The organism is Streptomyces axinellae (assembly GCF_039532135.1).
GTDB lineage: Bacteria > Actinomycetota > Actinomycetes > Streptomycetales > Streptomycetaceae > Streptomyces > Streptomyces axinellae.
The window spans coordinates 103,932-126,415 of record NZ_BAAARJ010000013.1 but is presented as its reverse complement, the minus strand read 5'-3'; the positions used below and the strand labels follow the sequence as shown (position 1 = coordinate 126,415).

At 71.1% G+C, this 22,484-nt stretch carries 22 protein-coding genes, 1 tRNA gene and 2 pseudogenes; 10 read left to right on the top strand and 15 right to left on the bottom strand.

Features of this window, described 5'->3' with window-relative positions:
- Positions 1 to 6 precede the first annotated feature (6 nt).
- Positions 7 to 732, bottom strand: coding sequence for a DUF461 domain-containing protein (locus ABD339_RS20440; protein ID WP_344567834.1), 726 nt, complete (start codon positions 730 to 732; stop codon positions 7 to 9).
- Between the two features lie 717 nt (positions 733 to 1,449).
- Here ABD339_RS20440 and ABD339_RS20435 point away from each other — a divergent pair.
- The 8 genes from ABD339_RS20435 to ABD339_RS20400 all read left to right on the top strand — a co-directional run bounded on the left by ABD339_RS20435 (position 1,450) and on the right by ABD339_RS20400 (position 11,067).
- Positions 1,450 to 1,932, top strand: coding sequence for a CarD family transcriptional regulator (locus ABD339_RS20435; RefSeq protein WP_016472332.1), 483 nt, complete (start codon positions 1,450 to 1,452; stop codon positions 1,930 to 1,932).
- Between the two features lie 369 nt (positions 1,933 to 2,301).
- Positions 2,302 to 3,096 (top strand): 2-C-methyl-D-erythritol 4-phosphate cytidylyltransferase, encoded by a 795-nt coding sequence (gene ispD / locus ABD339_RS20430; RefSeq protein WP_344567833.1) that lies wholly within the window; start codon positions 2,302 to 2,304, stop codon positions 3,094 to 3,096.
- A complete protein-coding gene (ispF, locus tag ABD339_RS20425; RefSeq protein WP_344567832.1) occupies positions 3,086 to 3,589 on the top strand; it encodes a 2-C-methyl-D-erythritol 2,4-cyclodiphosphate synthase in 504 nt (167 codons plus the stop codon). Before ispD ends, ispF begins: the two co-directional genes overlap by 11 nt.
- 1,103 nt (positions 3,590 to 4,692) lie before the next feature.
- Positions 4,693 to 5,742: a zinc-binding dehydrogenase gene (locus ABD339_RS20420; protein WP_344567831.1), complete on the top strand. Its 1,050-nt coding sequence runs from the start codon at positions 4,693 to 4,695 to the stop codon at positions 5,740 to 5,742.
- Positions 5,743 to 5,955: 213 nt separating this feature from the next.
- The gene (locus tag ABD339_RS20415; protein ID WP_344567830.1) at positions 5,956 to 6,357 is read left to right on the top strand and encodes a PPOX class F420-dependent oxidoreductase; all 402 of its coding nucleotides are present in this window, start codon (positions 5,956 to 5,958) and stop codon (positions 6,355 to 6,357) included.
- Between the two features lie 132 nt (positions 6,358 to 6,489).
- Positions 6,490 to 7,893, top strand: a complete 1,404-nt coding sequence (gene cysS, locus ABD339_RS20410; protein WP_344567829.1) for a cysteine--tRNA ligase — start codon at positions 6,490 to 6,492, stop codon at positions 7,891 to 7,893.
- A 135-nt stretch (positions 7,894 to 8,028) separates the two neighbouring features.
- A complete protein-coding gene (gene rlmB / locus ABD339_RS20405; RefSeq protein WP_344567828.1) occupies positions 8,029 to 8,943 on the top strand; it encodes a 23S rRNA (guanosine(2251)-2'-O)-methyltransferase RlmB in 915 nt (304 codons plus the stop codon).
- A gap of 126 nt (positions 8,944 to 9,069) precedes the next feature.
- Positions 9,070 to 11,067 carry a DoxX family protein gene (locus ABD339_RS20400; protein ID WP_344567827.1) on the top strand — a complete coding sequence of 666 codons (1,998 nt, stop codon included), beginning with the start codon at positions 9,070 to 9,072 and terminating at the stop codon, positions 11,065 to 11,067.
- A 265-nt stretch (positions 11,068 to 11,332) separates the two neighbouring features.
- On the opposite strand, the gene ABD339_RS20395 is transcribed toward ABD339_RS20400, so the two are convergent.
- The 3 genes from ABD339_RS20395 to ABD339_RS20385 form a co-directional block, all read right to left on the bottom strand.
- The gene (locus ABD339_RS20395; RefSeq protein ID WP_344567826.1) at positions 11,333 to 12,046 is read right to left on the bottom strand and encodes a nucleotidyltransferase family protein; all 714 of its coding nucleotides are present in this window, start codon (positions 12,044 to 12,046) and stop codon (positions 11,333 to 11,335) included.
- Positions 12,047 to 12,244: 198 nt separating this feature from the next.
- Positions 12,245 to 12,673, bottom strand: coding sequence for a hypothetical protein (locus tag ABD339_RS20390; RefSeq protein WP_344567825.1), 429 nt, complete (start codon positions 12,671 to 12,673; stop codon positions 12,245 to 12,247).
- A gap of 467 nt (positions 12,674 to 13,140) precedes the next feature.
- Complete coding sequence (locus ABD339_RS20385) at positions 13,141 to 14,277, bottom strand: ABC transporter ATP-binding protein (protein WP_344567824.1); 1,137 nt, start codon at positions 14,275 to 14,277, stop codon at positions 13,141 to 13,143.
- 184 nt (positions 14,278 to 14,461) lie between these two features.
- Here ABD339_RS20385 and ABD339_RS20380 point away from each other — a divergent pair.
- Positions 14,462 to 14,538: transfer RNA gene (locus tag ABD339_RS20380), tRNA-Thr, on the top strand.
- 103 nt (positions 14,539 to 14,641) lie between these two features.
- Here the strand turns inward: ABD339_RS20380 and ABD339_RS20375 are convergent.
- The 11 genes and pseudogenes from ABD339_RS20375 to ABD339_RS20325 all read right to left on the bottom strand — a co-directional run bounded on the left by ABD339_RS20375 (position 14,642) and on the right by ABD339_RS20325 (position 21,956).
- Positions 14,642 to 15,891: pseudogene (locus ABD339_RS20375) on the bottom strand (site-specific integrase).
- Positions 15,888 to 16,109, bottom strand: coding sequence for an excisionase family DNA-binding protein (locus ABD339_RS20370; RefSeq protein ID WP_344567823.1), 222 nt, complete (start codon positions 16,107 to 16,109; stop codon positions 15,888 to 15,890). Before ABD339_RS20370 ends, ABD339_RS20375 begins: the two are co-directional and overlap by 4 nt.
- Positions 16,106 to 17,418, bottom strand: a pseudogene (locus ABD339_RS20365) (replication initiator). The gene ABD339_RS20370 and the pseudogene ABD339_RS20365 overlap by 4 nt, the downstream one beginning before the upstream one ends.
- Before the next feature lie 157 nt (positions 17,419 to 17,575).
- Positions 17,576 to 17,884 (bottom strand): hypothetical protein, encoded by a 309-nt coding sequence (locus tag ABD339_RS20360; protein ID WP_344567936.1) that lies wholly within the window; start codon positions 17,882 to 17,884, stop codon positions 17,576 to 17,578.
- Between the two features lie 17 nt (positions 17,885 to 17,901).
- Positions 17,902 to 18,096, bottom strand: coding sequence for a hypothetical protein (locus tag ABD339_RS20355; RefSeq protein WP_344567822.1), 195 nt, complete (start codon positions 18,094 to 18,096; stop codon positions 17,902 to 17,904).
- 20 nt (positions 18,097 to 18,116) lie between these two features.
- Complete coding sequence (locus tag ABD339_RS20350) at positions 18,117 to 18,308, bottom strand: mobile element transfer protein (protein WP_344567821.1); 192 nt, start codon at positions 18,306 to 18,308, stop codon at positions 18,117 to 18,119.
- On the bottom strand, positions 18,308 to 18,493 hold the full coding sequence (locus ABD339_RS20345) for a hypothetical protein (RefSeq protein WP_344567820.1): 186 nt from the start codon (positions 18,491 to 18,493) through the stop codon (positions 18,308 to 18,310). Before ABD339_RS20345 ends, ABD339_RS20350 begins: the two co-directional genes overlap by 1 nt.
- A gap of 17 nt (positions 18,494 to 18,510) precedes the next feature.
- The gene (locus ABD339_RS20340) at positions 18,511 to 19,143 is read right to left on the bottom strand and encodes a DUF2637 domain-containing protein (protein ID WP_344567819.1); all 633 of its coding nucleotides are present in this window, start codon (positions 19,141 to 19,143) and stop codon (positions 18,511 to 18,513) included.
- Between the two features lie 85 nt (positions 19,144 to 19,228).
- Positions 19,229 to 20,611 (bottom strand): FtsK/SpoIIIE domain-containing protein, encoded by a 1,383-nt coding sequence (locus tag ABD339_RS20335; protein ID WP_344567818.1) that lies wholly within the window; start codon positions 20,609 to 20,611, stop codon positions 19,229 to 19,231.
- Positions 20,612 to 20,613: 2 nt separating this feature from the next.
- Complete coding sequence (locus ABD339_RS20330) at positions 20,614 to 20,964, bottom strand: SCO3933 family regulatory protein (protein WP_344567817.1); 351 nt, start codon at positions 20,962 to 20,964, stop codon at positions 20,614 to 20,616.
- Positions 20,965 to 21,167: 203 nt separating this feature from the next.
- Positions 21,168 to 21,956 (bottom strand): GntR family transcriptional regulator, encoded by a 789-nt coding sequence (locus tag ABD339_RS20325; protein ID WP_344567816.1) that lies wholly within the window; start codon positions 21,954 to 21,956, stop codon positions 21,168 to 21,170.
- A gap of 114 nt (positions 21,957 to 22,070) precedes the next feature.
- Between ABD339_RS20325 and ABD339_RS20320 the strand changes: the two genes are divergently transcribed.
- The gene (locus ABD339_RS20320) at positions 22,071 to 22,478 is read left to right on the top strand and encodes an NUDIX hydrolase (RefSeq protein WP_344567935.1); all 408 of its coding nucleotides are present in this window, start codon (positions 22,071 to 22,073) and stop codon (positions 22,476 to 22,478) included.
- Positions 22,479 to 22,484: the final 6 nt, after the last annotated feature.

Below are 22,484 nucleotides of genomic sequence, written 5' to 3'. Positions count from 1 at the left end.
CCGGTGTCAGTGACCGGCCCCGGCGCCCTCCTGCGAGTTCGCCCCGTCCTGACCGTTGGTCTTGTCGCCGCTCCCGGCGCTGCCCGCACCCGCGGTGTCCTTGGCGCTGTCGCCGCCCCGCTGGTCGCCACCCTGCCCGTTGTGCCCGTTCTTCCCGCCCTCGGCGGAGGAGGAGGCGGAGGACGAGGGCGAGCCGGAGGGGCTGCCGCTCGCGCTCTGGCTCGGCTCGGCGGTCGGACCCACGCTCGCGTACGCGTGCTTGGACGGCACGACCGTCGCACGCAGCTTCACGGAGCCGGTGCTGCTGAGGTCGAAGGTGAGCGGCTGGGCGTTGCCGTCCTTGATGCCCACCGACTCGAAGTCCTTGAAGAGCGCGGCGGCGTTGTTCTTGCCGCCCAGCGCCAGCGAGCCACCGGCCGGGACGGTCAACTGGCGCTCACCCTTGGCGGGGCTCAGCTTGGCGCGCTGGCCCTTGACGGCGACACCCTTGAGGGTCTGGTCCTTCGTGCCGTTGTTGAAGATCCGCACCGCGACGGTGGCCTGGCCCGAACCCTGGGTGTCCGTAACGATGTTGGCGTTCTGGACCTTGATGGCGCCGACCCGCGTCGCCGCGTTGTCGGGCTTGACCTCCAGCGTCTGCGCGTCGTTCCCCGCTCCGCAGGCGGTCAGCGTGACGACGGAGAGCGCGAGGGCGGTGGCGGCGAGAGTGCCGCGTCGAAGGCTGCTGCTCACGGCGGCGGCAACTCCTATGCGAGCTATGGCGGCGGCACGATCGCGAGCGCGTGCCGGTCGCGGGCGGATGGGCTTTTCGCGTGCGCGATCAGGTTACCGACAGCATGTGGAGCCCCCGCACCCGACCCTCCGGCTCCGCCCGCCCCACCGGTCACGGCCGCACACACGTCCGCACGACCCGCCCCGCCCGGCGCACCGGCGGACGCACGGAGCGACCGGCCCGCCGACCGGCCTCATCCGGCCTCGCCCGATGAGAACCAGCGAGCACCAACGGCATCCGGCGAGATCCAACGGCATCCGGCGAGATCCGATGAGATCCGGCGGGATCGGATGAGATCCGGTGGACATACGGCGGACATCCGTACGGGCGATTCCACGGAATGCGAGTGGATGATGAAGAATTGATCAACAGGCCCTTACATCGCCTTTGATCAATTCTTGGGAAAGGCGGAAGTGGTGGCGAAGTCGCCGCTCCCTACACGGGGACAAAACGGGCATCGACCTCGTGTCGCGAGCCTCTTCCGGCCGGATCGGGGGCGTGTTTCGGGGGGCGTGCAGAACCGCTCCGACCTGCGAATACCCGCGTGCATTGACCGCTCGCAGCACGATACAGGGTCGGTTGTCAAGCCCCGAGATATGCCCTGACCTGCGAAAACGCCATTCAGGAGAAGGCGTTCCCGTGTTACCCTGGATAGCCACGGAAGGGGTACCTGACACATGACGTTCAAGGTTGGCGACACCGTGGTCTATCCCCATCACGGGGCCGCGCTGATCGAGGCTATCGAAACTCGCCAGATCAAAGGCGTGGACAAGACCTACTTGGTTCTGAAGGTTGCGCAGGGCGACTTGACGGTTCGTGTGCCAGCGGACAATGCGGAGTTCGTGGGCGTACGCGACGTCGTCGGTTCGGATGGGCTGGACAGGGTCTTCGAGGTGCTCCGCGCGCCGTACGCCGAGGAGCCGACGAACTGGTCCCGCCGCTACAAGGCGAATCTTGAGAAACTCGCGTCCGGAGACGTGATCAAGGTGGCGGAGGTCGTGCGCGACCTGTGGCGCCGTGAGCGTGAGCGTGGTCTCTCCGCCGGTGAGAAGCGGATGCTGGCCAAGGCTCGGCAGATTCTCGTCAGCGAACTGGCTCTCGCGGAGAACACGAACGAGGACAAGGCCGAGGCCCTGCTCGACGAGGTCCTCGCTTCCTGACCACCCACCATGCCGCCTGACAAACAATGCCGCGGTGCCCGGATGACATAGGTCGTCGCCGGGCGCTGTGGCATGTCTGTTCTTTTGGCCTGCCTGCTCTGTACCGGCCCAGCCGCTCTATGTCCTGATGTCCTGGCTGTCGCCAGTTGTCGTCTGCCCTGTTACTGCGTTACTGCGGGCGACTGTGGTCCCTGCCCCCGCGTCCCCGCGGGGGCTGTGGCGTGCCGGGCTCGGGCAGCTTGCTCGACCGGTGATCACGGAAGGGCCCGGTCGGAGCGGTCGCGCCCGGCACTCCCCCAACCTACGGTCGGGGGCACCCCCAGGCCATACCCATCTCGGTTGAGGACACAAACCCTGAACGCGCTACCGATGTCAATCGATTCCACCGACTTCGCCACTTCCGGGGGTACGGCGCCCCCCGACCGCTCCACCGGCAGTACCGCCGTGGTCATCCCCGCGGCCGGCAGGGGCGTACGCCTCGGCCCGGGAGCCCCCAAAGCGCTGCGTGAGCTGGGTGGCGCACCCATGCTCGTGCACGCGGTACGGGCGACGGCGCGGGCGCGTTCCGTCACCCTCGTCGTCGTGGTCGCCCCCTCGGACGGCGTCCGGGGTGTGCGCGCCCTTCTGGACGAGGCGCTCCTGGAGGAGCGGGGCCTGCCCGACATCGTCGTCGTCCCCGGCGGCGAGACCCGCCAGGACTCGGTGCGCCTCGGCCTGGAAGCGCTCCCCGAAACGATCGGGACCGTACTGGTGCACGACGCGGCCCGGCCCCTGGTGCCTGCCGACACCGTGGAAGCCGTAGCCGCCGCCGTACGCGACGGTGCGCCCGCCGTGGTGCCGGCGCTGCCCGTCACCGACACGGTCAAGGAGGTCGAGCCGCGCGGTGCGGGCCGCCCCGAGCCCGTCACCGGCACCCCCGACCGCTCCCGGCTGCGCGCCGTCCAGACCCCGCAGGGCTTCGCCCGCAAGGTCCTCGCCGAAGCCCACGCCCGGATCGCGGCGGAGGGCGAGGGTGCCACCGACGACGCGGGCATGGTCGAGCGGCTCGGCGTGGACGTCGTCGTCGTACCCGGCCACGAGGAAGCCTTCAAGGTGACCCGCCCCCTCGACCTCGTACTCGCCGAGGCCGTACTCGCCCGCAGGAGGGCCCGCGATGAGTACTGAACGACCCGCGCCGCGCCCCGTGCTCCCCCGCGTGGGGACCGGCACCGATGTGCACGCCTTCGAGGAGGGCCGCGAGCTGTGGTGCGGCGGCCTGCTGTGGCCCGGCGAGCGCTACGGGCTCGCCGGGCACTCCGACGGTGACGTCGCCGCCCACGCCGCCTGCGACGCGCTCTTCTCGGCCGCCGGGCTCGGCGACCTGGGCGCGCACTTCGGCACGGACCGCCCCGAATGGTCCGGCGCCTCCGGCGCCGCGCTCCTGACCGAGGCGGCCCGCATCGTGCGGGCGGAGGGCTACGGCATCGGCAACGTCGCGATCCAGGTCATCGGCGTCCGCCCCAAGATCGGCCGCCGCCGCGCCGAGGCGGAGGCGGCCTTGTCGGCCGCGATTGAAGCCCCCGTCTCCCTGTCGGGCACCACCACCGACGGCCTGGGCCTCACCGGCCGAGCGGAGGGCCTGGCGGCCCACGCCACGGCCTTGGTCTACCCCACCTGATCCTGGTCGGGCAGCCCCAGACAGGCGGGGCGGGGAAGAGCAGCGCAGGGCAGGGGAGGGCAGGCTTTGACTGGCCCGGCCGGGATCGGCTCGGATCGGCCCGGCCTGATTGCCTGGCCTGGTCCGGCTTGACGCTGCCTGCCTGGTTGACCTGACTGCCTGACCTGGCCGCGGCTCGCTCGGCCCTGCTGGGCCCGGGGCCGGTTCAGTCCAGGATCTGCCCGACCTGACTGCTCGGCCTGGCCCCTGACCGGCCCGTTCCGTCCTGGCCTGACTGACCGGGCCGGCCCTTGATTGCTTCGCCTGGCCAGGCCCGCCCCTGGCCTGGATCGGGCCGACTTGGCCTTGTCGGGCTGGTTCTGCCTGCCGTTGACCGGCCGACTCGCCGGCCCCGGGCCGGCCCGTTCCGTCCTGGCCTGGCCTGGCCTGGCCCGCGGCCCTGACCTTCCTGGCCCGGCTCGTACTGGCCCGACCCTGCCCGGCGGGCCCGGTCCGGGCCCCCACTGGCCGCCGCCAGAGCCCTTTCGCCGCCGCGCCGCCGCCTGCCGAGGGGCCCCTTCGCACCGGCACCGCACCGCACCGCGCCCCGTCGGGCGGGGCGGCCCTCTCCCTCTGCCGCGGCGGCGCTCGTCCGGCTGGAACGGTCGTCCCCGCCCCCCGAGGTGCCTCTCATCGGAGCGGAGGCGGCCCCTCCCCTTTTTCCGCTCCCTTTTTCCGCGCGACGACGCTCAGTTGGAATGCCGGGTTCGGGGGTGTCATGCGAGCCCGGCTGGTCGAGCCCCGGCGGCTGCCCGTCGGCGGGGGCGCATCCACTCCCGTCCCGCCGCGACCGCCCCGCCGGGGGCGCGGGGCGGTCCCTCCGCTGTGGCGGCGCTGAGACGGAGCGGCCGTGCTCGGCCACCGGCCGTCAGAGGTCAGCGAATCAGAGCACGCCGAGCGCCGGGGGTCCCGGCAGCGCATGCGCTCATGCGGCATGCGCTCATGCGCTCATGCCGCATGAGCGCGCCGCACGGCACACGCCGCCCAGCGCATGCCGAACTTGACAGGTCGGTATACCGTAAGAGAGGTATACAGATCGGTTTACTCGCGAGGAGGTTGGAGCGATGAGCGTGTCCGAGTCCATGCGTGCGGTGCGCATCACAGGGCATGGAGGGCCGGAGGCCCTGGAGCTGGTGGAGGTGGCCGTGCCCGCCCCGCGGGCGGGAGAGGTGCTGGTCCGGGTCGGTGCGGTAGCGCTGAACAACACCGACCTGTGGACCCGGGAAGGGGCCTATGGACGGCCGGAAGATCCGAAGGCACTGTCGGGGTGGCGGGGCCCGGTGGACTTTCCGCGCATCCAGGGCGCGGATGTCGCCGGCCGGGTCGTGGCCGTCGGTTCCGGCGTGGACGAGAGCGTCGTCGGCCGCCGGGTGGTGGTCGATCCGGCGATCTACGAGACCGCAGGGCCGGATGCGAACCCGGTGGGCCTGATGGGCAGCGAGCGCGACGGCGGTTACGCCGAGTACGTGACCGCACCGGCGGAGCGCGCGCACGACGTGACGGACTCCCCGCTCACCGACGATCAGCTCGCGTCGCTGCCGACCGCCTACGGCACCGCGCTGGGCATGATCGAGCGGGGCCGGCTGCGGAAGGGGGAGACCGTGCTGGTCTCGGGGGCGTCCGGCGGGGTCGGCCTCGCGTTGACGCAGATCGCCCGTGCGCGCGGTGCGCGCGTCCTCGCCATCAGCAGCGGCACCAAGCTCGGTGCGGTACGAGAGGCGGGCGCCCACGAGGTCATCGACCGCGCACGGGACATCGCCGGGCAGGTGCGCGCCGCCGCCCCGGAGGGCATCGACATCGGGCTCGACGTCGTAGCCGGTGAGCTGGTGAGCGAGGGGCTGCCGCTGCTGCGCGAAGGCGGCCGGTGGGTGATCGCCGGGGCGCTCGGCGGGTATGGCGTGACCTTTGACGTGCGCCGTCTCTACCTGCACAACGCGCAGGTGATCGGCTCCGCGATGCACACGCCCGCGCACTTCGGCCTTCTCATGGATCTGGCCCGCCGGGCGGGGGTCCGGCCTGTCGTCGCCGCGGCGTTCCCGCTGGAGCAGGCCGCTCAGGCGCAGGAGGCGCTCGCCCGCAGGGATCACGTCGGGAAGATCGTCATGCACCCCTGAGCGCCGCCCCGCGGGAAACCGTGCGCCGTCCGTGGACCCCTGAGCGCCGTCCCGCGGAGGAGGGGTGGAGCCATCGGCGGTCAGTTGCGGCGGGGAGAGGCGAGGAATGGCGGGGGACGGCGGGTTGTTGGGTACCTTCCCCTGAAGTGTGAGGCCCTGTGGGGCGTCCGTCCGTTCACGATGTGCACGATGTGTGGGAAAGGGACCCTTCCTATGGCACAGCTCTCCGACAACCTCAAAAAAGTCCTCGACGGCAAGGTCTTCATCGCCGTGTCCACCATCCAGCCCGACGGCAGCCCGCAGGTGTCGCCGGTCTGGGTGAAGCGGGACGGCGACGACCTGCTGTTCTCCACCACCGTTGACCGCCGCAAAGCGCTCAACCTGCGGCGCGACCCGCGCGTGACGGTCCTGGTGCACCCGCCCGAGGAGCCGTACACGTACGCCGAACTGCGCGGCACCGCCACCATGACGACCGAGGGCGCGCAGGAACTGATCGACGAGCTGTCGTACAAGTATGCGGGCAAGAGTTACGCGGAGTTCAACCCGCAGTCCGACCAGGACGCCGAGCGCCTCGTCGTGCGCGTCGGGGTCCGCAAGCAGGTCGGCTGGATCTGACGTCGGCCCCGGACCGGACCGGTCCGGACTGGACCGGATCGGATCCGCACCGGGTCGGACGGGACCGGGGCGGTGCCCGCGCTGTCCACAGGGGCGGCACGGGCACCGCCGCGGCCCACTACCCTTGACCCCGTGACTCTTCGCCTGTACGACACCAGCGCCCGGCAGATCCGCGACTTCAGCCCCCTCGTGCCCGGCTGCGTCTCGATCTACCTGTGTGGCGCCACGGTGCAGGCGGCCCCCCATATCGGACATATTCGCTCCGGTCTCAACTTCGACCTCATGCGCCGCTGGTTCACCTACCGCGGCTACGAAGTGACGTTCATCCGGAACGTGACGGACATCGACGACAAGATCATCGTCAAGTCGGCCGAGCAGGGCCGCCCCTGGTGGGCGATCGGCTACGAGAACGAGCGCGCGTTCAACTCCGCGTACGCGGCGCTCGGTTGCCTGCCCGCCACCTATGAGCCGCGCGCGACCGGCCACATCCCCGAGATGGTCGAGATGATGCGCACTCTGATCGACCGTGGCCACGCCTATGCCGCCGACGGCAACGTCTACTTCGACGTGCGTTCCTTCCCCGAGTACCTCTCCTTGTCCAACCAGGAGCTGGACAACCTCCTCCAGCCCGAGGGCGAGGGCGAGACCGGCAAGCGCGACCCGCGCGATTTCGCGATGTGGAAGGCCGCCAAGCCCGGCGAGCCCGCGTGGGAGACGCCGTTCGGCCCGGGGCGTCCCGGCTGGCACCTGGAGTGCTCGGCGATGGCGCACAAGTACCTGGGCACCGCGTTCGACATCCACGGCGGCGGCGTCGATCTCGTCTTCCCGCACCACGAGAACGAGATCGCGCAGTCCCGCGCCTACGGTGACGAATTCGCCCGCTACTGGGCCCACAACGCGTGGGTCACCATGAGCGGCGAGAAGATGAGCAAGTCGCTGGGCAACTCGGTGCTGGTCAGCGAGATGGTCAAGAACTGGCGCCCGATCGTGCTGCGCTACTACCTGGGCGGCCCGCACTACCGCTCCACCGTGGAGTACAGCGAGGAGTCGCTGCGCGAGGCCGACGCCGCCTTCGGCCGCATCGAGGGCTTCCTCCAGCGCGCCACCGAACTGGCCGGCCCCACCGCGCCCGCCGGACGCGTCCCCGAGGCGTTCGCCGAGGCCATGGACGACGACTTCGCCGTTCCGCAGGCGCTCGCCGTCGTCCACACGACGGTGCGCCAGGGCAACGCCGCGCTCGGCGAGGGCGACAAGAGCGCCGTCGCCACGGCGCTGGCCGACGTCCGCGCCATGCTCGGCGTGCTCGGGCTCGACCCCCTCGACGCCTCGTGGGCCGAGGGCACGGGCCGGCGGGCGGAAGCCGACCTCCACTCCGTGGTGGACTCGCTGGTCGGCCTCGTTCTGGAGCAGCGGCAGGCCGCGCGGGGCCGCAAGGACTACGCGACAGCCGACGCGATCCGCGACGAGCTCAAGCGGGCCGGCCTCGCCATCGAGGACACCCCGGCGGGCCCCCGCTGGGAGCTGAGCCCGGAATAACCGCGCACCGGCCCCCGCCTCTCCCACGGCCCCTCCCACGCGCGGAGGCCGGGGGAGGGGCCGGGGGCAGGTACCGTTGGTGGGCGTACGTCGAACACTCATACCGCAGGAAACAGGAAACAGGTAGGTGCCCTGATGCCCGGGAAGAAGAAGGGCCCCCAGATCGGCAGTGGCGGAAACCGTCGGCGCGGTCTGGAGGGCAAGGGCCCCACCCCGCCCGCGGAAATGCGCAAGGGGCATGTCAAGCAGCGCGCGGCGCAGGCCAAGGCGCGCCGCGCCCATGGCCGCCCCCAGCAGCGCGGCAAGAGCCCCTCCGAGCTGGTCGTGGGCCGCAACTCGGTGGTGGAGGCCCTGCGCGAGGGCGTCCCGGCGAACGCGTTCTACGTCCAGCAGTTCATCGACAACGACGAACGCGTGCGCGAGGCGGTCCGCTACGCGGGCGAGCGCGGCGGTATCCGGCTGGTCGAGGCGCCCAAGCCCGAGCTGGACCGGATGACCAACGGCCTCAACCACCAGGGCGTCGTCCTCCAGATCCCGCCGTACGAGTACGCGCACCCCGAGGACCTGGCCGCCGCGGCGTTCGACGAGGGCGAGGACCCGCTGATCGTCGCGCTGGACGGGGTGACCGACCCGCGCAACCTCGGCGCCGTCGTCCGCTCCACCTCCGCGTTCGGCGGCCACGGCGTGGTCGTCCCGGAGCGGCGGGCCGCCGGTATGACGGCGGGCGCCTGGAAGACCTCGGCGGGCACGGCGGCGCGCACGCCCGTCGCGCGCGCCACCAACCTCACCCGCGCGCTGGAGGGTTACCAGAAGGCGGGCCTGACGGTGATCGGGCTCGCGGCCGACGGCGAGGTCGAACTCCAGGACGTCGCCGCGCTCGACGGGCCGCTCGTGGTGGTCATCGGCAGCGAGGGCAAGGGCCTCTCCCGCCTCGTGGGAGAGACCTGCGACCTGCGGGTGCGCATCCCGATGCCGGGTGGGGCCGAGTCCCTGAACGCCGGTGTGGCGGCGGGCATCGTGCTCTACGAGGCGTCCAGGCGCCGCAGCTGACAGAGCGGTTGGCGGACCGGTTGACAGCCCGGTTGGCAGGGCGGCTGACGGTGCAGTTGATCTTGACGGGTCTCGGACAGATCGGCGCGGTCAAGGCAGTGTCCTAAGCGTCCGTCACTCGGTTAGATGAGTGTGGACACCAGAACACCCCGCGCACCCGGCGCTCCGGGCCGCAGCTCTGGGGAGAGCCCAGGGGGAAGCCCGCGCGGTTTCTTCGACGACGAGCCGGTGCTGAGCACGGTCAAGGTCCCGTCCGACCCCGCTGAGGTGGTCGTCAACCACGCGAGTTTCCGCGTACGGCTCGGCTCGGCGTCCGCCGCCGCACCGGCCGCCGTGGCGCGCACGGTCGCGGCGCGTACCGCCGCGGCTCCCGCACGCGGCCCGGCGTTCGAGGACACCGAGCCGCTCCAGCCCGTCCCCGTCGCCGCCCCCCTCGCCCCCCTCGCTTCCTCCGCCGCTCCCGCCACCCGCGCCCAGGGCGCCCGGCCGGGCGGACGCCGGGCCCCGGTGGTCTGGAGCGGGCACGCCAACCCGGAGGACACCGGCGCGACGAAGCTGCTCCAGGCCGTCCGTACGGCAGGCATCACCGCGGAGACCGACGCGGCCTCCACCCAGACGCTGCCCCGCGTCAAGGAGCCCGTGCCCCCCGGCCGCGGCGGGGGCGAGGGCGGCGGGCGTCCCGGCCCCGGGCCCGGGCCCGTCCCGCCCACCGGCCGGGCCAGCGTGGTGGGCCCGCCCCGCGCGCCCCAGCCCTCGGAGGCCGAGCCGCTGTTGAAGGGCGTGCGCCCGGCGCGCGGCGCCTACGACGCACCGGATACCGGCGAGTTGGAGACCGTCGGCTACGCGGGCCCGCCCGGCTTCGGTGACGGGACACGCGACGGACACAACGGACGCCGTGGGCACAGCGCACACGGCGCACTCGGTGAACACGGCGACTACGGGGACCACGGCGACTACGGGGACTACGGCGACCGTATGTCCGCCTCCGGCCCCGGCAGCGACGCGCGCCGCCGCGAAACGGTCCGGCACGCCTACTACCCCGGACGCCGGATGAACCTCGGCGTCGTCCTCCTCCCGCTGCGCGTCTTCCTCGGCTTCATCACCGTCTACGCGGGCATGGGCAAACTGTGCGACCCCGTCTACTTCGACGGCGGGGAGCGCGGCTCCATGGTCACCTGGCTCCGCTCCCTCGAACCGTGGGCCATCGCCTCCCCCCTGCGGGACTTCGCGCTGGCCCACCCGGTCGGATCCGGGCTCACCGTGGCCTTCCTCCAGGTCATCGTCGGCGTCCTGACGATGTTCGGACTCTGGCAGCGGGTGGCCGCCTGCCTCGGCTCGCTCCTGTCGGCCGCGTTGCTGATGACAGTCAGCTGGAGCACTGTCCCCGCCTATGACGCGCCGGACATCATCTACCTCGCCGCCTGGAGCCCGCTGATCATCGCGGGGGCGCCCGTCTACTCCATCGACGGACGGCTCGCCGGCGACGCCTGGCGCCGGCTCGGCCCCCGCGTCGAGATCTGGGACCTGCGCCGCCGGGTGCTGCGCCGGGGCGCGGTCATCGCGACCGTCATCGTCGGCCTCGCGCTGCTCGTCGGCTCCCTGCTGGGCAGCGCGGTGCGCTCCTCGCAGACGGCCACCGTCCGCGAGCGCGAGCAGCTCCCCACCAACCAGCTGCCGGGCTCCCCGATGCCGCGAGTGCCGGGCGAGAGCGCCAGCTCAGGCCAGGCGACCCAGGGCCCGGGGAACGCCCCCGGCGAGCGCGGCGAAGCCGGGCACCGCCGCAAGGAGCGCCACCCCAAGGCATCCGAGACCCGGCCGGGCGAACAGCAGGCCACCAGCGGTCCGCAGACGACGCCCAGCGCGGGCCGGACACAGGGGCAGAGCCAGCCGGGCGGGACGACCCCGGCCCAGCAGCAGTCGGCTCCCACGCAGCAGCCGAGGACCCCCCAGCAGCCGCGTGCCACCTCGGGCGGCAGCTCGGGCCCGCAGAACGGCACGGCCAGGTCCTCGTCCTCCACGACCGGCGGCGGCTCCTCCTCCGGCGGCTCCTCGTCGGGCGGCGGAAGCGGAAGCGGTGGCGGCGGCGGTGGCGGCGGGGCCCTGGGGGGCCTGCTGGGCCGCTGAGGCGCCGCTGAGCGCTGCTGAGCGCGGATGTGAGCGGAGGGCCGTCGGCCGCCTCCTTCGGGAGGGGTCGGCGGCCTCCGCCGTGCTGTGTACGTCGTCCCGCGTACGTCGTCCCGCGTACGTCGTCCCGCGTGCGTCGCGCCTCGTACGGAGTGCCGACGCGGGAAGCGGAAGGCGGAAGTTGGAGCGGCAGCGGCAGCAGGAAGTGGGGGCGGAAGCGGAAGCAGCAGCAGGAAGCGGGGGCGGAATCGGATCGGAGGCGGGGTCAGCCGTTTCCGGCCAGCTCCTTCGCGGCCTCGGTGAGGTCCTTGGCGGTGTCGATGGCGCGCCAGTAGGAGCCCTGGGGGAGGGGGAAGCCGGCGAGGCTGCGGGCGCGGGCCAGACGGGGGAAGGTCGTCCGCTCGTGATCGCCGCGCTCGGGCAGCAGTTTGGTGAATCCGGGGGAGAAGACGTAGACGCCCGCGTTGATCAGGTACGGCGAGGGCGGTGCCTCGATGAAGTCGAGGACGTGGCCGAACTCGTCGGTCTCCACAGCGCCCCACGGGATGCGCGGGCGGGCCAGCGCGAGGGTGGCGGTGGCGTCCCGTTCGCTGTGGAATCCGGCCATCTCGCGCAGAGAGAAGCGTGTCCAGATATCGCCGTTGGTCGCGAACCAGGGCTCGTCCGGGCGCGGCAGCGCGCGGGCTGCGAACTTGAGACCGCCGCCACGGCCCAGCGGCTCACGCTCGATCACCGTCGTGACGCGGCAGGGCAGTTCGGTCCGGTCGAGCCAGTCCTGGAGTACCTCGGCGAGATGTCCGGAGGAGACGACGGCGTCCGTGACGCCCTCCGCTGCGAGCCAGGCCAGCTGGTGGCCGATGATCGGGACGCCCGTTCCGGGGATCTCCACCATCGGCTTGGGGCGGTCGTCGGTGTACGGCCTCAGCCGTGTTCCCTGTCCACCGGCAAGGATCACGGCCTGGGTCGGGTGCTGGGTCATGTGCCGCAGCTTATGCGCCCCTTGTGGGGAGGGGCGCGGATACGTTCGCGTTCACGGAGGGTCTTCGGGGCTCGGCTCCCGGAGGCCCGGTCCGGTCCGGGCCGGACCGGGGCCCGGCGGCGCCAGGGGGGCCGGTGTCGTTCCTGCCGGTGGAGGAGGGGGCGACTGTACGCGGGCCCGTCGGCGTACCCGTACGGCTCAGCTCAGTTGGGCGACCCCGTGGGCGAAGGAGGTGTCGCACACGGGGCGGGAGAAGCGCTGCGCGCGCTGTGCCCCGTACTTGTGCACCGCTGCCTTGCCGAGTGCGCGCGCGAGGAAGACGCAGTGACGGGCGAGCGACGGCTTGCGGGTGATCTCGCGCTGGAGGCTGGTGAGGGCGACGCCCGGGTCCTCCTCCTGGAGTTCGGCGACGAGACGGTCGCGCAGCACCTCTCGTGGGGCGCGCGGAGTCGCACGCGTCGAGGCGCTCTTGGACGACGCCTTCTCCGCGGAGGCGGTGAGGACTTGGGAGTCGGCGGGCGTGGTGCTCCAGGGGACGCGGGTGACGGCGAGGGTCCCGGACAGGACGAGCACGACCGGGAGTACGAGGGCGAGGGATCGGCCGATTCGGCGGGCTGCGTGGTTCACGACCGTGATGGTAGCGAGGGGTAGTGATTTGGCGACATTTTGTCACCATATCGAGCGACGGGAATTTTGCGCTGTTCGAGCGTGGACGGAGAAATCCCTGGTCGGGGGACGGCGTTGAGGCCGGGTTGGGACCGGGCCGTGGTCGGGTCGGGGCTGCGGTGCTGGACTCACGCGGCCCGGAAGCGGGTGGCCAGTGCCCTGGTCCGTGCCCTGCTCCGTGCCCTGGTACGTGTCCTGGGCGGGGCACGCGGTAGGCCAGGGGAAAGGGCCGTGACGGGTGCGCCGTCACGGCCCCTCCTGATCCGTTCCTCATCTGTATCTGTTCCTCGCCGACTCCTCATCCCCGCCTGGGCTCGCGCTGCGCTGCGGTGAGGCGGGGTGAGGCGAGGCGGGGCGGGGTCTTGCGAGGCTGCGAGAGTTCGGGCGCCCGGACTCCCGGGCGCCCTGTCACTCCGCCGCTGAGGCGCTCAGTCGCTGAGGCGCTCGCCGGAGGAGGTCGAGAAGACGTGGGTCTCGCCGCCGCGCGGGACCACGTGGACCGTGGAGCCCTTCTCCGGGACGTTGCGGCCGGAGACGCGGACAACCAGGTCGCGCGTCTCGCCGCCGACATCGGCGGTGCCGTAGACGTAGCCGTCGGCGCCCAGTTCCTCGACGACGTTCACCGTCACGGCGACGCCCGCGTGCTGGTCCTTGGAGAGCGTCTTGGCGCCGTCCGCGCCCCCGCCGTCCCCGTTGACCAGGTCGAAGTGCTCCGGGCGGACGCCGACCGTGACCGTCTTGTCACCCTTGTCGGCCGCGGTGGCGATGGCGTCCCGCTCGACGGGCACCACGCTGTTGCCGAACTTCACGCCGCCGTCGGTGATCGGGACCTCGACCAGGTTCATGGCCGGGGAGCCGATGAAGCCGGCGACGAAGAGGTTGGCCGGGCGGTCGTACATGTTGCGCGGGGTATCGACCTGCTGGAGCAGCCCGTCCTTGAGGACCGCGACCCGGTCGCCCATCGTCATGGCCTCGACCTGGTCGTGGGTGACGTAGACAGTGGTGATCCCCAGGCGGCGCTGGAGGCCCGCGATCTGCGTACGGGTCTGGACGCGGAGCTTGGCGTCGAGGTTGGACAGCGGCTCGTCCATGAGGAAGACCTGCGGCTCCCGGACGATGGCCCGGCCCATCGCGACACGCTGCCGCTGACCGCCGGAGAGCGCCTTGGGCTTGCGGCCCAGGTAGTCGGTGAGGTCCAGGATCTTGGCGGCGTCCTCGACCTTCTGCCGGATCTCCGTCTTCGGCACACCCGCGATCTTGAGCGCGAAGCCCATGTTGTCGGCCACGGTCATGTGCGGGTACAGCGCGTAGTTCTGGAAGACCATCGCGATGTCCCGGTCCTTCGGGGGAAGGTGGGTCACATCGCGGTCACCGATGCGTATGTTGCCGCCATTGACGTCCTCCAGGCCGGCGAGCATGCGCAGCGAGGTGGACTTACCGCATCCGGAAGGGCCGACGAGGACGAGGAACTCGCCGTCCTCGATCTCGATGTCGAGCTTGTCGACGGCGGGCGTCTCGGCGCCGGGGTATACCCGGGTCGCCTGGTCATAGGTGACCGTGGCCATGTTCATTTCTCCTTCACCGGCAGGTACGTGCCGGACGATCCGTCGTAAAGGGGGTGCGGTCCACTGTGAGGTGAAGTCCACTGCGTGAACCTGCGGTGACGCTAACCCCCCCACCCCCCGTTTGTCAGTAGTCCGGCCCAACCCGAACGACCTCCCCGGGTACACTGCACGAGCGACAGCCCCCGCCGCCTTAGCTCAGCTGGTTAGAGCATCTGTCTTGTAAACAGAAGGTCGTCGGTTCGAATCCGACAGGCGGCTCCACTTGCTTTATGCAGGTCAGAGGCCCTTTCCCAAATTTGGGGAAGGGCCTCTGTGGTGCCGTACAGCAGCGAAGTACAGCAACGACGATGATCGCTACGGACCGCTACGGCTTCTCTGGCGGCTCCGGCGAGCTGGGACCGAAACCCCTTGAGAGCCGTTGCAGTGCCTCGCGGATCTCCTCATCGCTCGCCTCTGAGTACACGTCGAAGGTCATCGTGAACTTGGAGTGCCGCAAGATCCGTTGCGCCACCTTGGGGTGCACCTTCATGGCGACGAGCAGCGAACCCGTGGTGTGCCGGGTGTTGCGGAGCGGGACGGCCCGGACGCCGGCCTGACGGATGCGGACGGCGAAGGCCCGAGTGAGGTTGCCGGGCTCGATCGGCGTCCCGTAGCGGGTGGTGAAGATCAGTCCGTGTACGTCCTGCCAGAGCTCCCCGGCTGCCTTCTGGTCCTCCTGTTGCTGCTGGCGGCGCTGGCGGAGCGCTGCGAGGCAGAGTTCCGGCAAGGGGAGGAAGTCCTCCGAGTCCTCGGTCTTCGTTTCCCGGTGCAGGACCTCACCGCCCGCGCGTTGTAGTTGGTGGTCGATGTACAGCTCTCCGGCGTCGAAGTCGACGGAATCCCACGTGAGACCCAGGATCTCCCCGCGACGGAGCCCGAGCGTGAGCGCCAGGACCCACGCGGCGTACAGGGCGTCGCCCGATGTGACGGCGTGCTCCAGGAACCGGCTGGCTTCGCCGACGGACCACGCCTTGACCTTCCGGCGTCGAGGCTTGGGGACCCGTACGAGCTTGGCGACGTTGCGCGGGATCTCCTCTTCGACCATCGCCTGACTCAGGGCCGCGCGGAGGGTGTCCCGCGCGATCTGCACCACGCGCCCGCTCGGTACTGCTCACAGCACTCGCCTACGGCGCAGCAGCGTTGCCGTTCGGGACGGCGCTTGGCGTCCTTGCGCTGGGCGCAGCACTGGCAGGTGTCGGCGAGCTTGGTCAGCCACTCGCGCACGTCGCGAACCGTCAGCTTGTCGAGCCGCTTGGCGCCCAGGTGCGGACCGATGTAGAGGCGCGCTGCACCCTCGTACGCGACGTACGTCAGCGGAGCGAGGTTGGGCTTCACGACCGAGATCAGCCAGTAGTCCAGGAAAGCGGCCACGGTGCGGTGCTGGGTGGCCACCGGGCCCTTCTTCGCCTCGTTGTGGAGCTTGAGCCACTTCTCGTGGACCTCTGGGCGGGTTTTGCCGTAGACGTACTTGCGCTTGCGCTTGCCGTCAGGGGTGGTGACCCAGACGTACGCGGCGAAGCCGCCGTTGCGGTACGGGTAGATGGAGCCTTCGCCGTTGCCGCGCTTCCCGCTCATGCGGACCACCTCGCGGGCTGTTCGGCTTCGGCGGCACAGTGCTGGACGAATTCGTCTACCCAGGCCGGGAGGATGCGGCGGTTGCGGCCGACCTTGACGGAGCGGATCTCACCGGTCAGAACGAGCATCTTGGTCTTGGAGAGCCCGAAGCCGAGCATGGCGGCGACCTCGGCTGTGGTGTGCCACTTGGGGGTGATGGTGGTCGCGGGTGTGGTCATCGGGCGTCGTCTCCTTCCGGGGCGGTGGTGGGGCTGTCGGCGAGGGAGGCGGATAGCCATTGCTCGGTGGGGGTGAGGCCGGTTCCGGCGTAGGTCCAGTGGGCGAGGATGAGGGTCGTTTGCTCGTCTGGGCTGTCGGTGTCCACAGGGTGTGTGTCTTCGCCGCGTGCGATGGCGGCTTGGAGGCGGCGCCATTCGGCGCGGGCGGTGCGGAGGGCGCCGAGGGTGGTGGAGTAGCGGCGGGTTTTGGTGGAGAAGTGGCCCCGGAAGCCGAGCATGTGGGCCCAGGCGCGCAGGCGGAGGTGTTCGAGGTCCTTGCGTGCGCCGAGGGCCCATGCGGTGCGGATGAGGCGTTCGGCGTGCGCGGGCAGGTCCATGCCTGCCAGCTCGGCGACGAAGCGTAGGCGGCGATCCAGGGTGCCGGTGGCTGTCTCGGCGCCTTTGGTGGCGTACTTGGCGATGTAGGCCGCAACGGCGCGGTCGGTGAGGGCCTGGGCGTTGTTGAGGGCGGGGCCGTGGATGGTGCGGATGTCGAGCTGGCGGCCGAAGGCGAAGGTGTGGGTGCGGCTATCGAGGTCCGGGCCGGGCACGACGGCGCGGGATGCTGCCGCTCGGATGGCGTCGGTCAGCAGCTCGGCCGTCGCCCAGTGCGGAGGCCGGGACTCTCCGCCTGCGGGGCCGTCGAGGCGGATGACGGCGTGGAAGTGGACGGCTTCGCGCTTCTGGTACTCGGCGACCTTGGCGAAGGAGACGCGGGTGCGTTCTGGAGTTCGCGTTGGGTGAGTCCGGCGCGGTGGGCGATTTCGCGGCGGAGGTGGATGGTGAAGCGGCGCCAGAGCATGCCCGCGTGGGCGTTCCAGAGGACCGCGGTTTCGTAGTCGTAGCGGCCGGGGTTGAGCGGCGTGCCGAGGGCGGGTTCGTCGGGCGTGTGGTGGCGTCCGCAGCGGCAGGCACGGTTACCTGGGCGGTTGTGGACCGGGCCGAAGCTCGGGGCGGTGAAGGTCGCGAAGACCCGGGGGTGGGTGGTGACCTGTTCGGGGGTTCCTTTGCCGCCGCGTAGTCCGGCGGTGATGAGGTGGAAGGTGTCGCGGCGGTAGGTCTCGGCGCAGGCGGGGCAGCGGGTGGTGCGGCGGTTGTCGCAGCGGACCAGGAGGTCACCGGCAGGCAGTTCGGCCGAGTCGAGACGGCGCAGAGCGGGGCCGATCTCCCCTGTGGTGGTGTTGAGGTTGTGTTCGGTGCTGTGTCCTGCGAGGCGTACGGGGTTGGTGCAGCCGCCCAGGCTGGAGAGCTGGCGGAGGATACCGGGCAGGGTGCCGGTCGCGGCGAGGTTTCCCAGCTCTGCGAGGGGAGCGGGGTTGGTGCGGGTGATGATGGTGCTTCTCCTTCTCAGGCTTTTTGGGTCGGGAAGGGGTCGGGCTGCCGGGGCGGTGGATGCTTGGCGGTATCGAGGCCGCCCCGGTAGCCGCTCAGCGGTGGTGGTGCCGGACGTGTGGGGCGCCGCCGGAGCCGAGGAGCGAGCGCAGGACGACGGCGGCCACGGCAACGGAGATGGCCGAGACGGCGACGGCGGTCAGTAGCGCTGTGAGGACGACGCCGCCCACCAGGACCACGGCCACCGCTCCCGTGCTGACCTGGGGCAGCGTGCGGCGTGCGGGAGCCGTGGGCGGGGCCGGCTGGGAGTGCTGGCAGGCGCATGCCGTCTGGTGGGTGTGCCGCGTCGTCACGGCTGGCGTGTGCGCCGTGGTGGGGCTGGGCGGGAGTTGGGGCCGAAACAGCATGAGTGGTGCTCCTTTCAGTCGTGGTCGCCGTTGACGGTTTCGACTCCGGTGCGGGTGCCGTTGTCGATGGCGGGGGCGAGGAAGGTGTCGGCGAGGTAGAAGCCGAACAGGGCGATCACGACGACGAGCCAGAGGCGGACGCCGAGGAACTTCACAGCGCCCCAGACGAGCAGGCCCAGGACGACGACCAGGGGCAGGTTCACGGACACGGGCACGGTCTCCTTCGGGGTCAGCGGGCGGGGCAGCGGTGGGTGCGGGCGGCGAGTTCGGCGGCGGCGCGTGAGTCGTAGTCGGCGGAGAAGCCGCAGCGCGGGGCCGTGCAGGCGGCGGTGTGCTTCTCGCGGCCACGGCTGTCAGGGGCGGTGCCGACCTGTACGGGGCCGATGCGGGTCACGGAGCGGAAGCGGCGGTTGAGGGGCATCAGCAGTCCTTGAGCCGGAGGGAGTGGTTGGGGAAGTCGTGCAGGATGTGGGCGGCTTCGTCGGGGTCGGGGGCGAGGGTGGCGGCTTCTTCGGCGAGCAGCCGGGCCAGGGTGGGGCGGCCTGCGGCGGCCATCTCGTAGGCGGCGTCGAGGAAGTCGAAGCCGTCCGGGGTACGTCCGGGCATGCGGGTCTCCTTTTGGGTCAGATGAGTTGGGCGGCGATCTGGTCGGCGAGAGGTGCGGGGACGCCGAGGCGGGCGCGGAGGGTGGCGCTGTCGATGGGGCCGCCGGTACGGGTCTGGTGGGTGTCGGCGATCTTGCGGGCGTGTTCGACCAGGGCGGCCGGAACGGGAGCGCCCGAGCGCGGAGTCTCCGGGGCCGAGGGCGTTTCCTGCGCGGGCTCTGGCTCCGGCTTCGAGGGCTCGATAGCGGGTGCAGGCTCCGGCTCGTCGGGGACAGCCGGTGAGGGCTGCTCGGGGCTGTGTGCGAGGAGGGTTCCGCCGAGGAAGGCGAGGGCGGGCCATCCGGCGACGAGGATGCGGAGCCAGTCGGGTACGTCGTCCAGGTCGAGGAGTCCGGCGGTGGCGATGTTGGCGCCGAGGGAGGCGATCAGGGTGACGAGGAACCAGCACCATCCCGCCGCCTTGTCCTGCCCGGTCCGTAGCCGACGCCAGGCAGCGACAAGCAGCAGGTCCACCGAGACCGGGTAGGCCCAGGCTTTCCAGCCGTCTTGTCCGGCGGCCGAGGCCAGGTCGTGCAGGTGCGCGAAGGACAGCGCGGCAGCGATGACCGCTTGGACGAGCACGGCATCGACACGGGCCAGGTAGGCGCGCACGGGCTGTCTCCTTCCGATTTTTGGCATGGGAGGGGTAGGGAGTTGGCGTGAGGCGGTCACGCCGGCCGAATCAGGGGGCGGGTCGTCAGTCGGTCACGGGCCGGGGCTTGAGCAGCGAGGCCGAATGGTCCACGGAGTGAGCCGGAACGGTGGGCCGGAAGGGCTTGAGCGCGGGCAGCTCGGGCACCAAGTGCGCGGACTCCTGGCAGCGCGCGGTAGCGTCGGCCAGGGACAGGTACGGGGTGCGGATACGGGACCAGCCGCCGGAGGTGTCGCCGACGACGGCGAGGCCGGGCCGTTCCGGGGGGATGGTGCAGGCAGCCCCGACCGCTTCGGGGGCGATGTCGCCCAGCGCCATCTTGGCCGAGGGTTCGTCGTTGACGCGGTGGCAGACCCGTCCGGACAGCTGCGCGCGGAGCATCGTTGCGCCCTTGCCCAGCTCGGCGCCGAAGCGCTGCCCGCACACCTCAAGGTAGATCCCGGCGGCGCGGCCGAGCTGGGCGAGGCGGATAAGCTGGGTGACCATCTCGTCCCGCCGCTCCTCATCCTTCCGGGAGGCGACGAGGAACAGTTCCGCGACCTCATCCACGAACAGCACCACCGGCACGGGCCGTTCGCTCACGGGCAGGCCCCACACGTCCGAGGTGATCTCCTCATCCGGGGTGGTGGGGGCGATGCCCTGCCGGGCGCGGACCAGGTCGTAGCGGTCTTCCATTTCCCGCACGAGGGCGGGCAGCAGCTCGGCCGCCTGCCCCGGATCAGTGGCCAGCGCCGACAGGCGAGGAGCGAACGGGGCCAGCTCCACGCCCCGCTTGCAGTCGATACCGGCCAGTGCGACCGGCTGTCCGGCAAGCCCGGTGATCAGGTGCCGCAGGTACATCGACTTGCCCGACAGCGTTGCGCCCAGCACCAACTCGTGAGGGATGGCCCGGTAGTCCCGGACGAAAGCGGTCGCGTCCTCGCGCAGCACCACCGGCACCCGCAGGAACCCGCCACCCGCGCCCGTCTTGCGTGGCCTCCGGACTCGCCGCAGCACATCGAACCCGACGAGCCGCAGTTCGACCACGCCGGGCTTGACCGGCTCGACGTAGACACCGTGCACGCCCCAGGCATGCCGCAGACGTTCGGCGGAAGCGGCTATGTCGGCGGGTTCCTGTCCCGGCGCCAGCCTCAGTCGGATCCGAAGGCCCGTCGAGGTGGGCCGCAGCAGGCCACGCCGAGGCGGAACCGGCCGCACCTCCCGGCGAGTGGCCGCGTGCACGGCCAGGGCGCGCAGCCGGGAGGGCGGGACGGTCAGCCCGCACGAGTCCATGACCGACCCGTACGAGCCCAGCAAGCGGGCGGCCGAGGCCGGCATCCCGAACGTGGACCAGTACGCGGCCGGATGCCGGGCCCGGAGGTAGGCGGCCCCGCCACCGAGTGCGGCAACCGGGCCGCCTACCTCCATCAGCGTCGTCAGCTCGGACACGGTCAGGCCCCCACGCCTGCCGGAACGGCGCCCGGGGCGAGGGCGGCGGCGCGGTAGGCGATGCCGTGCCGCTGCTGCCCGTTGAACACCGAGTCCCACGGCCGGGCCACCAGCCCTGGCAGCGAAACCAGCGACCCGAGAGGCAGCCCCTCAGTCACGCCGCTCTCCGGAACGGTGACGTGGATCAGCGAGGACTCGCCCTCGTCGATGTAGACGACACCGACCTTCATCAACGCCTCACCGCTCACCGCATCCTTGGCGATCTCGCCCGTCTGACGGTCACGAACCTTCGGTTCGGGCGCCTCAGTCAACAGAACGGTGGCGGTGGAGGTCTCAACTCGGATGGTGCGCAAGGTCGTTCTCCTTGGTCGTACGCCGGAGCCATGAGAGCTAGTCGTCTATACAAGCTCACCAATGAATCGCCCCGGCTTGCTTCTTTGGGGATGCGGATACTCTGTCACACTTCACAGCTACTCGTCTATACGAGTATGCCTCTCGGTGTGTACAAGTCCGCGAAGAGCGACCCGGCACCGCCGTCATGGAGCCGCAAGGGCTGTCAGTTGGCGGGGAGTTGGTAGGCCAGGACGTAGGCGTCGGCGGCCATGACGGTGTCGCAGACCTCCACCGCGCGCCCCTCGGTGTCGTAGGCGGTCCGGATGAGGCTGATGACGGGGACGCCGGAGGAGAGCCGCAGCGTCTTGACCTCGGTCGGCGAGGGCATCCGGGCGCGCACTTCTTCATCGAAGCGGTCAAGGCGGTGCCCCAGCTCTTCCAGTCGGGCGTAGATGCCGCCCGGCCCGGGGTTGGGTTCGGCGATCTGCGTTCCGCGTGCCAGGTCCAGCGGCAGGTAGGAGACGGCGAACTCGACCGGCCGCCCGTCCAGCAGATACCGGCGCCGACGAGCGAGGACTTTCCGGGGCGAGCCGAGCCGGGCGGAGATGTCGGGGGCAGGCTTCTCCTCCCTCACCTCCAAGCTGTCCACCTCGGGTTTGCTTCCCGCGGCTTCCGCCTCGACCGTGAAGGCCGACTTCCCCTGATCACGGTGACGCCGCGCGAACCGGTCGGAGGCCAGCCGCCGCACAGGAGGCCGAGGCCGCACGAAGACGCCGCGTCCGTGCTCGGACGAGGCCAGTCCTTCACTCTGGAGGATGGACAGCGCGTTGCGGACGGTCATCCGGGATACCCCGAAGTGCTCCACCAGCTCCGATTCCGAGGGCAGCTTGGCGCCCTCCTTGAAGCGGCCCCGGTCGATGGCCTCGCGGATCTGGTCGGCGATCTGGCGGAAGACCGCGCGGTCACTGGTCGGGTCGAGGGCCCCGAGGATGCCGGACGGGAGTGCTGCCATAACGGGTACTCCTTTGGATATCTAGACGAGCTGCCGAGTGTCGTTGCTACGGTGGAGAAGCCTAGCCATCTGAGGGGACCGAGGAACGTGAGTAGCGCAGAGCGCCCCCACTCCGTGAGCGTCGCAGGGGTCATCGTCGACGACGCGGGCCGAGCGCTGCTCATCCAGCGCCGCGACAACGGCCAGTGGGAGCCGCCCGGCGGTGTCGTCGAACCCGGCGAAACCCTGCCGGACGCGCTTCAGCGCGAGGTCCTCGAAGAGACCGGATACAAGATCGCTCTTCCGGCGATCCTGACGGGCGTCTACAAGAACATGACCGGCCTGATCGTCTCCATGGTCTTCCGCTGCGAAGCGGCCGACGGCTCCCCGACGACCGGGGACGAGACCTACGCGCTTCGCTGGGCCACTCGCGAAGAGGTCACCCAGCTCGCCGACGAGGCGTACGCGATCCGCGTCCTGGACGCGCTCGACGAGGCATCCCCGCCGGCCGTGCGTGCCCACGACGGCGTACGACTCGTCTAGCACACA

Coding starts and splice junctions, on each gene's coding strand:
- ABD339_RS20435 (WP_016472332.1), top strand. CDS start 1,450: ATGACGTTCAAGGTTGGCGACACCGTGGTCTATCCCCATCACGGGGCC.
- ispD (WP_344567833.1), top strand. CDS start 2,302: ATGTCAATCGATTCCACCGACTTCGCCACTTCCGGGGGTACGGCGCCC.
- ispF (WP_344567832.1), top strand. CDS start 3,086: ATGAGTACTGAACGACCCGCGCCGCGCCCCGTGCTCCCCCGCGTGGGG.
- ABD339_RS20420 (WP_344567831.1), top strand. CDS start 4,693: ATGAGCGTGTCCGAGTCCATGCGTGCGGTGCGCATCACAGGGCATGGA.
- ABD339_RS20415 (WP_344567830.1), top strand. CDS start 5,956: ATGGCACAGCTCTCCGACAACCTCAAAAAAGTCCTCGACGGCAAGGTC.
- rlmB (WP_344567828.1), top strand. CDS start 8,029: ATGCCCGGGAAGAAGAAGGGCCCCCAGATCGGCAGTGGCGGAAACCGT.
- ABD339_RS20400 (WP_344567827.1), top strand. CDS start 9,070: ATGAGTGTGGACACCAGAACACCCCGCGCACCCGGCGCTCCGGGCCGC.
- ABD339_RS20395 (WP_344567826.1), bottom strand. CDS start 12,046: ATGACCCAGCACCCGACCCAGGCCGTGATCCTTGCCGGTGGACAGGGA.
- ABD339_RS20385 (WP_344567824.1), bottom strand. CDS start 14,277: ATGGCCACGGTCACCTATGACCAGGCGACCCGGGTATACCCCGGCGCC.
- ABD339_RS20370 (WP_344567823.1), bottom strand. CDS start 16,109: ATGACCACACCCGCGACCACCATCACCCCCAAGTGGCACACCACAGCC.
- ABD339_RS20350 (WP_344567821.1), bottom strand. CDS start 18,308: ATGCCCCTCAACCGCCGCTTCCGCTCCGTGACCCGCATCGGCCCCGTA.
- ABD339_RS20345 (WP_344567820.1), bottom strand. CDS start 18,493: ATGCCCGGACGTACCCCGGACGGCTTCGACTTCCTCGACGCCGCCTAC.
- ABD339_RS20325 (WP_344567816.1), bottom strand. CDS start 21,956: ATGGCAGCACTCCCGTCCGGCATCCTCGGGGCCCTCGACCCGACCAGT.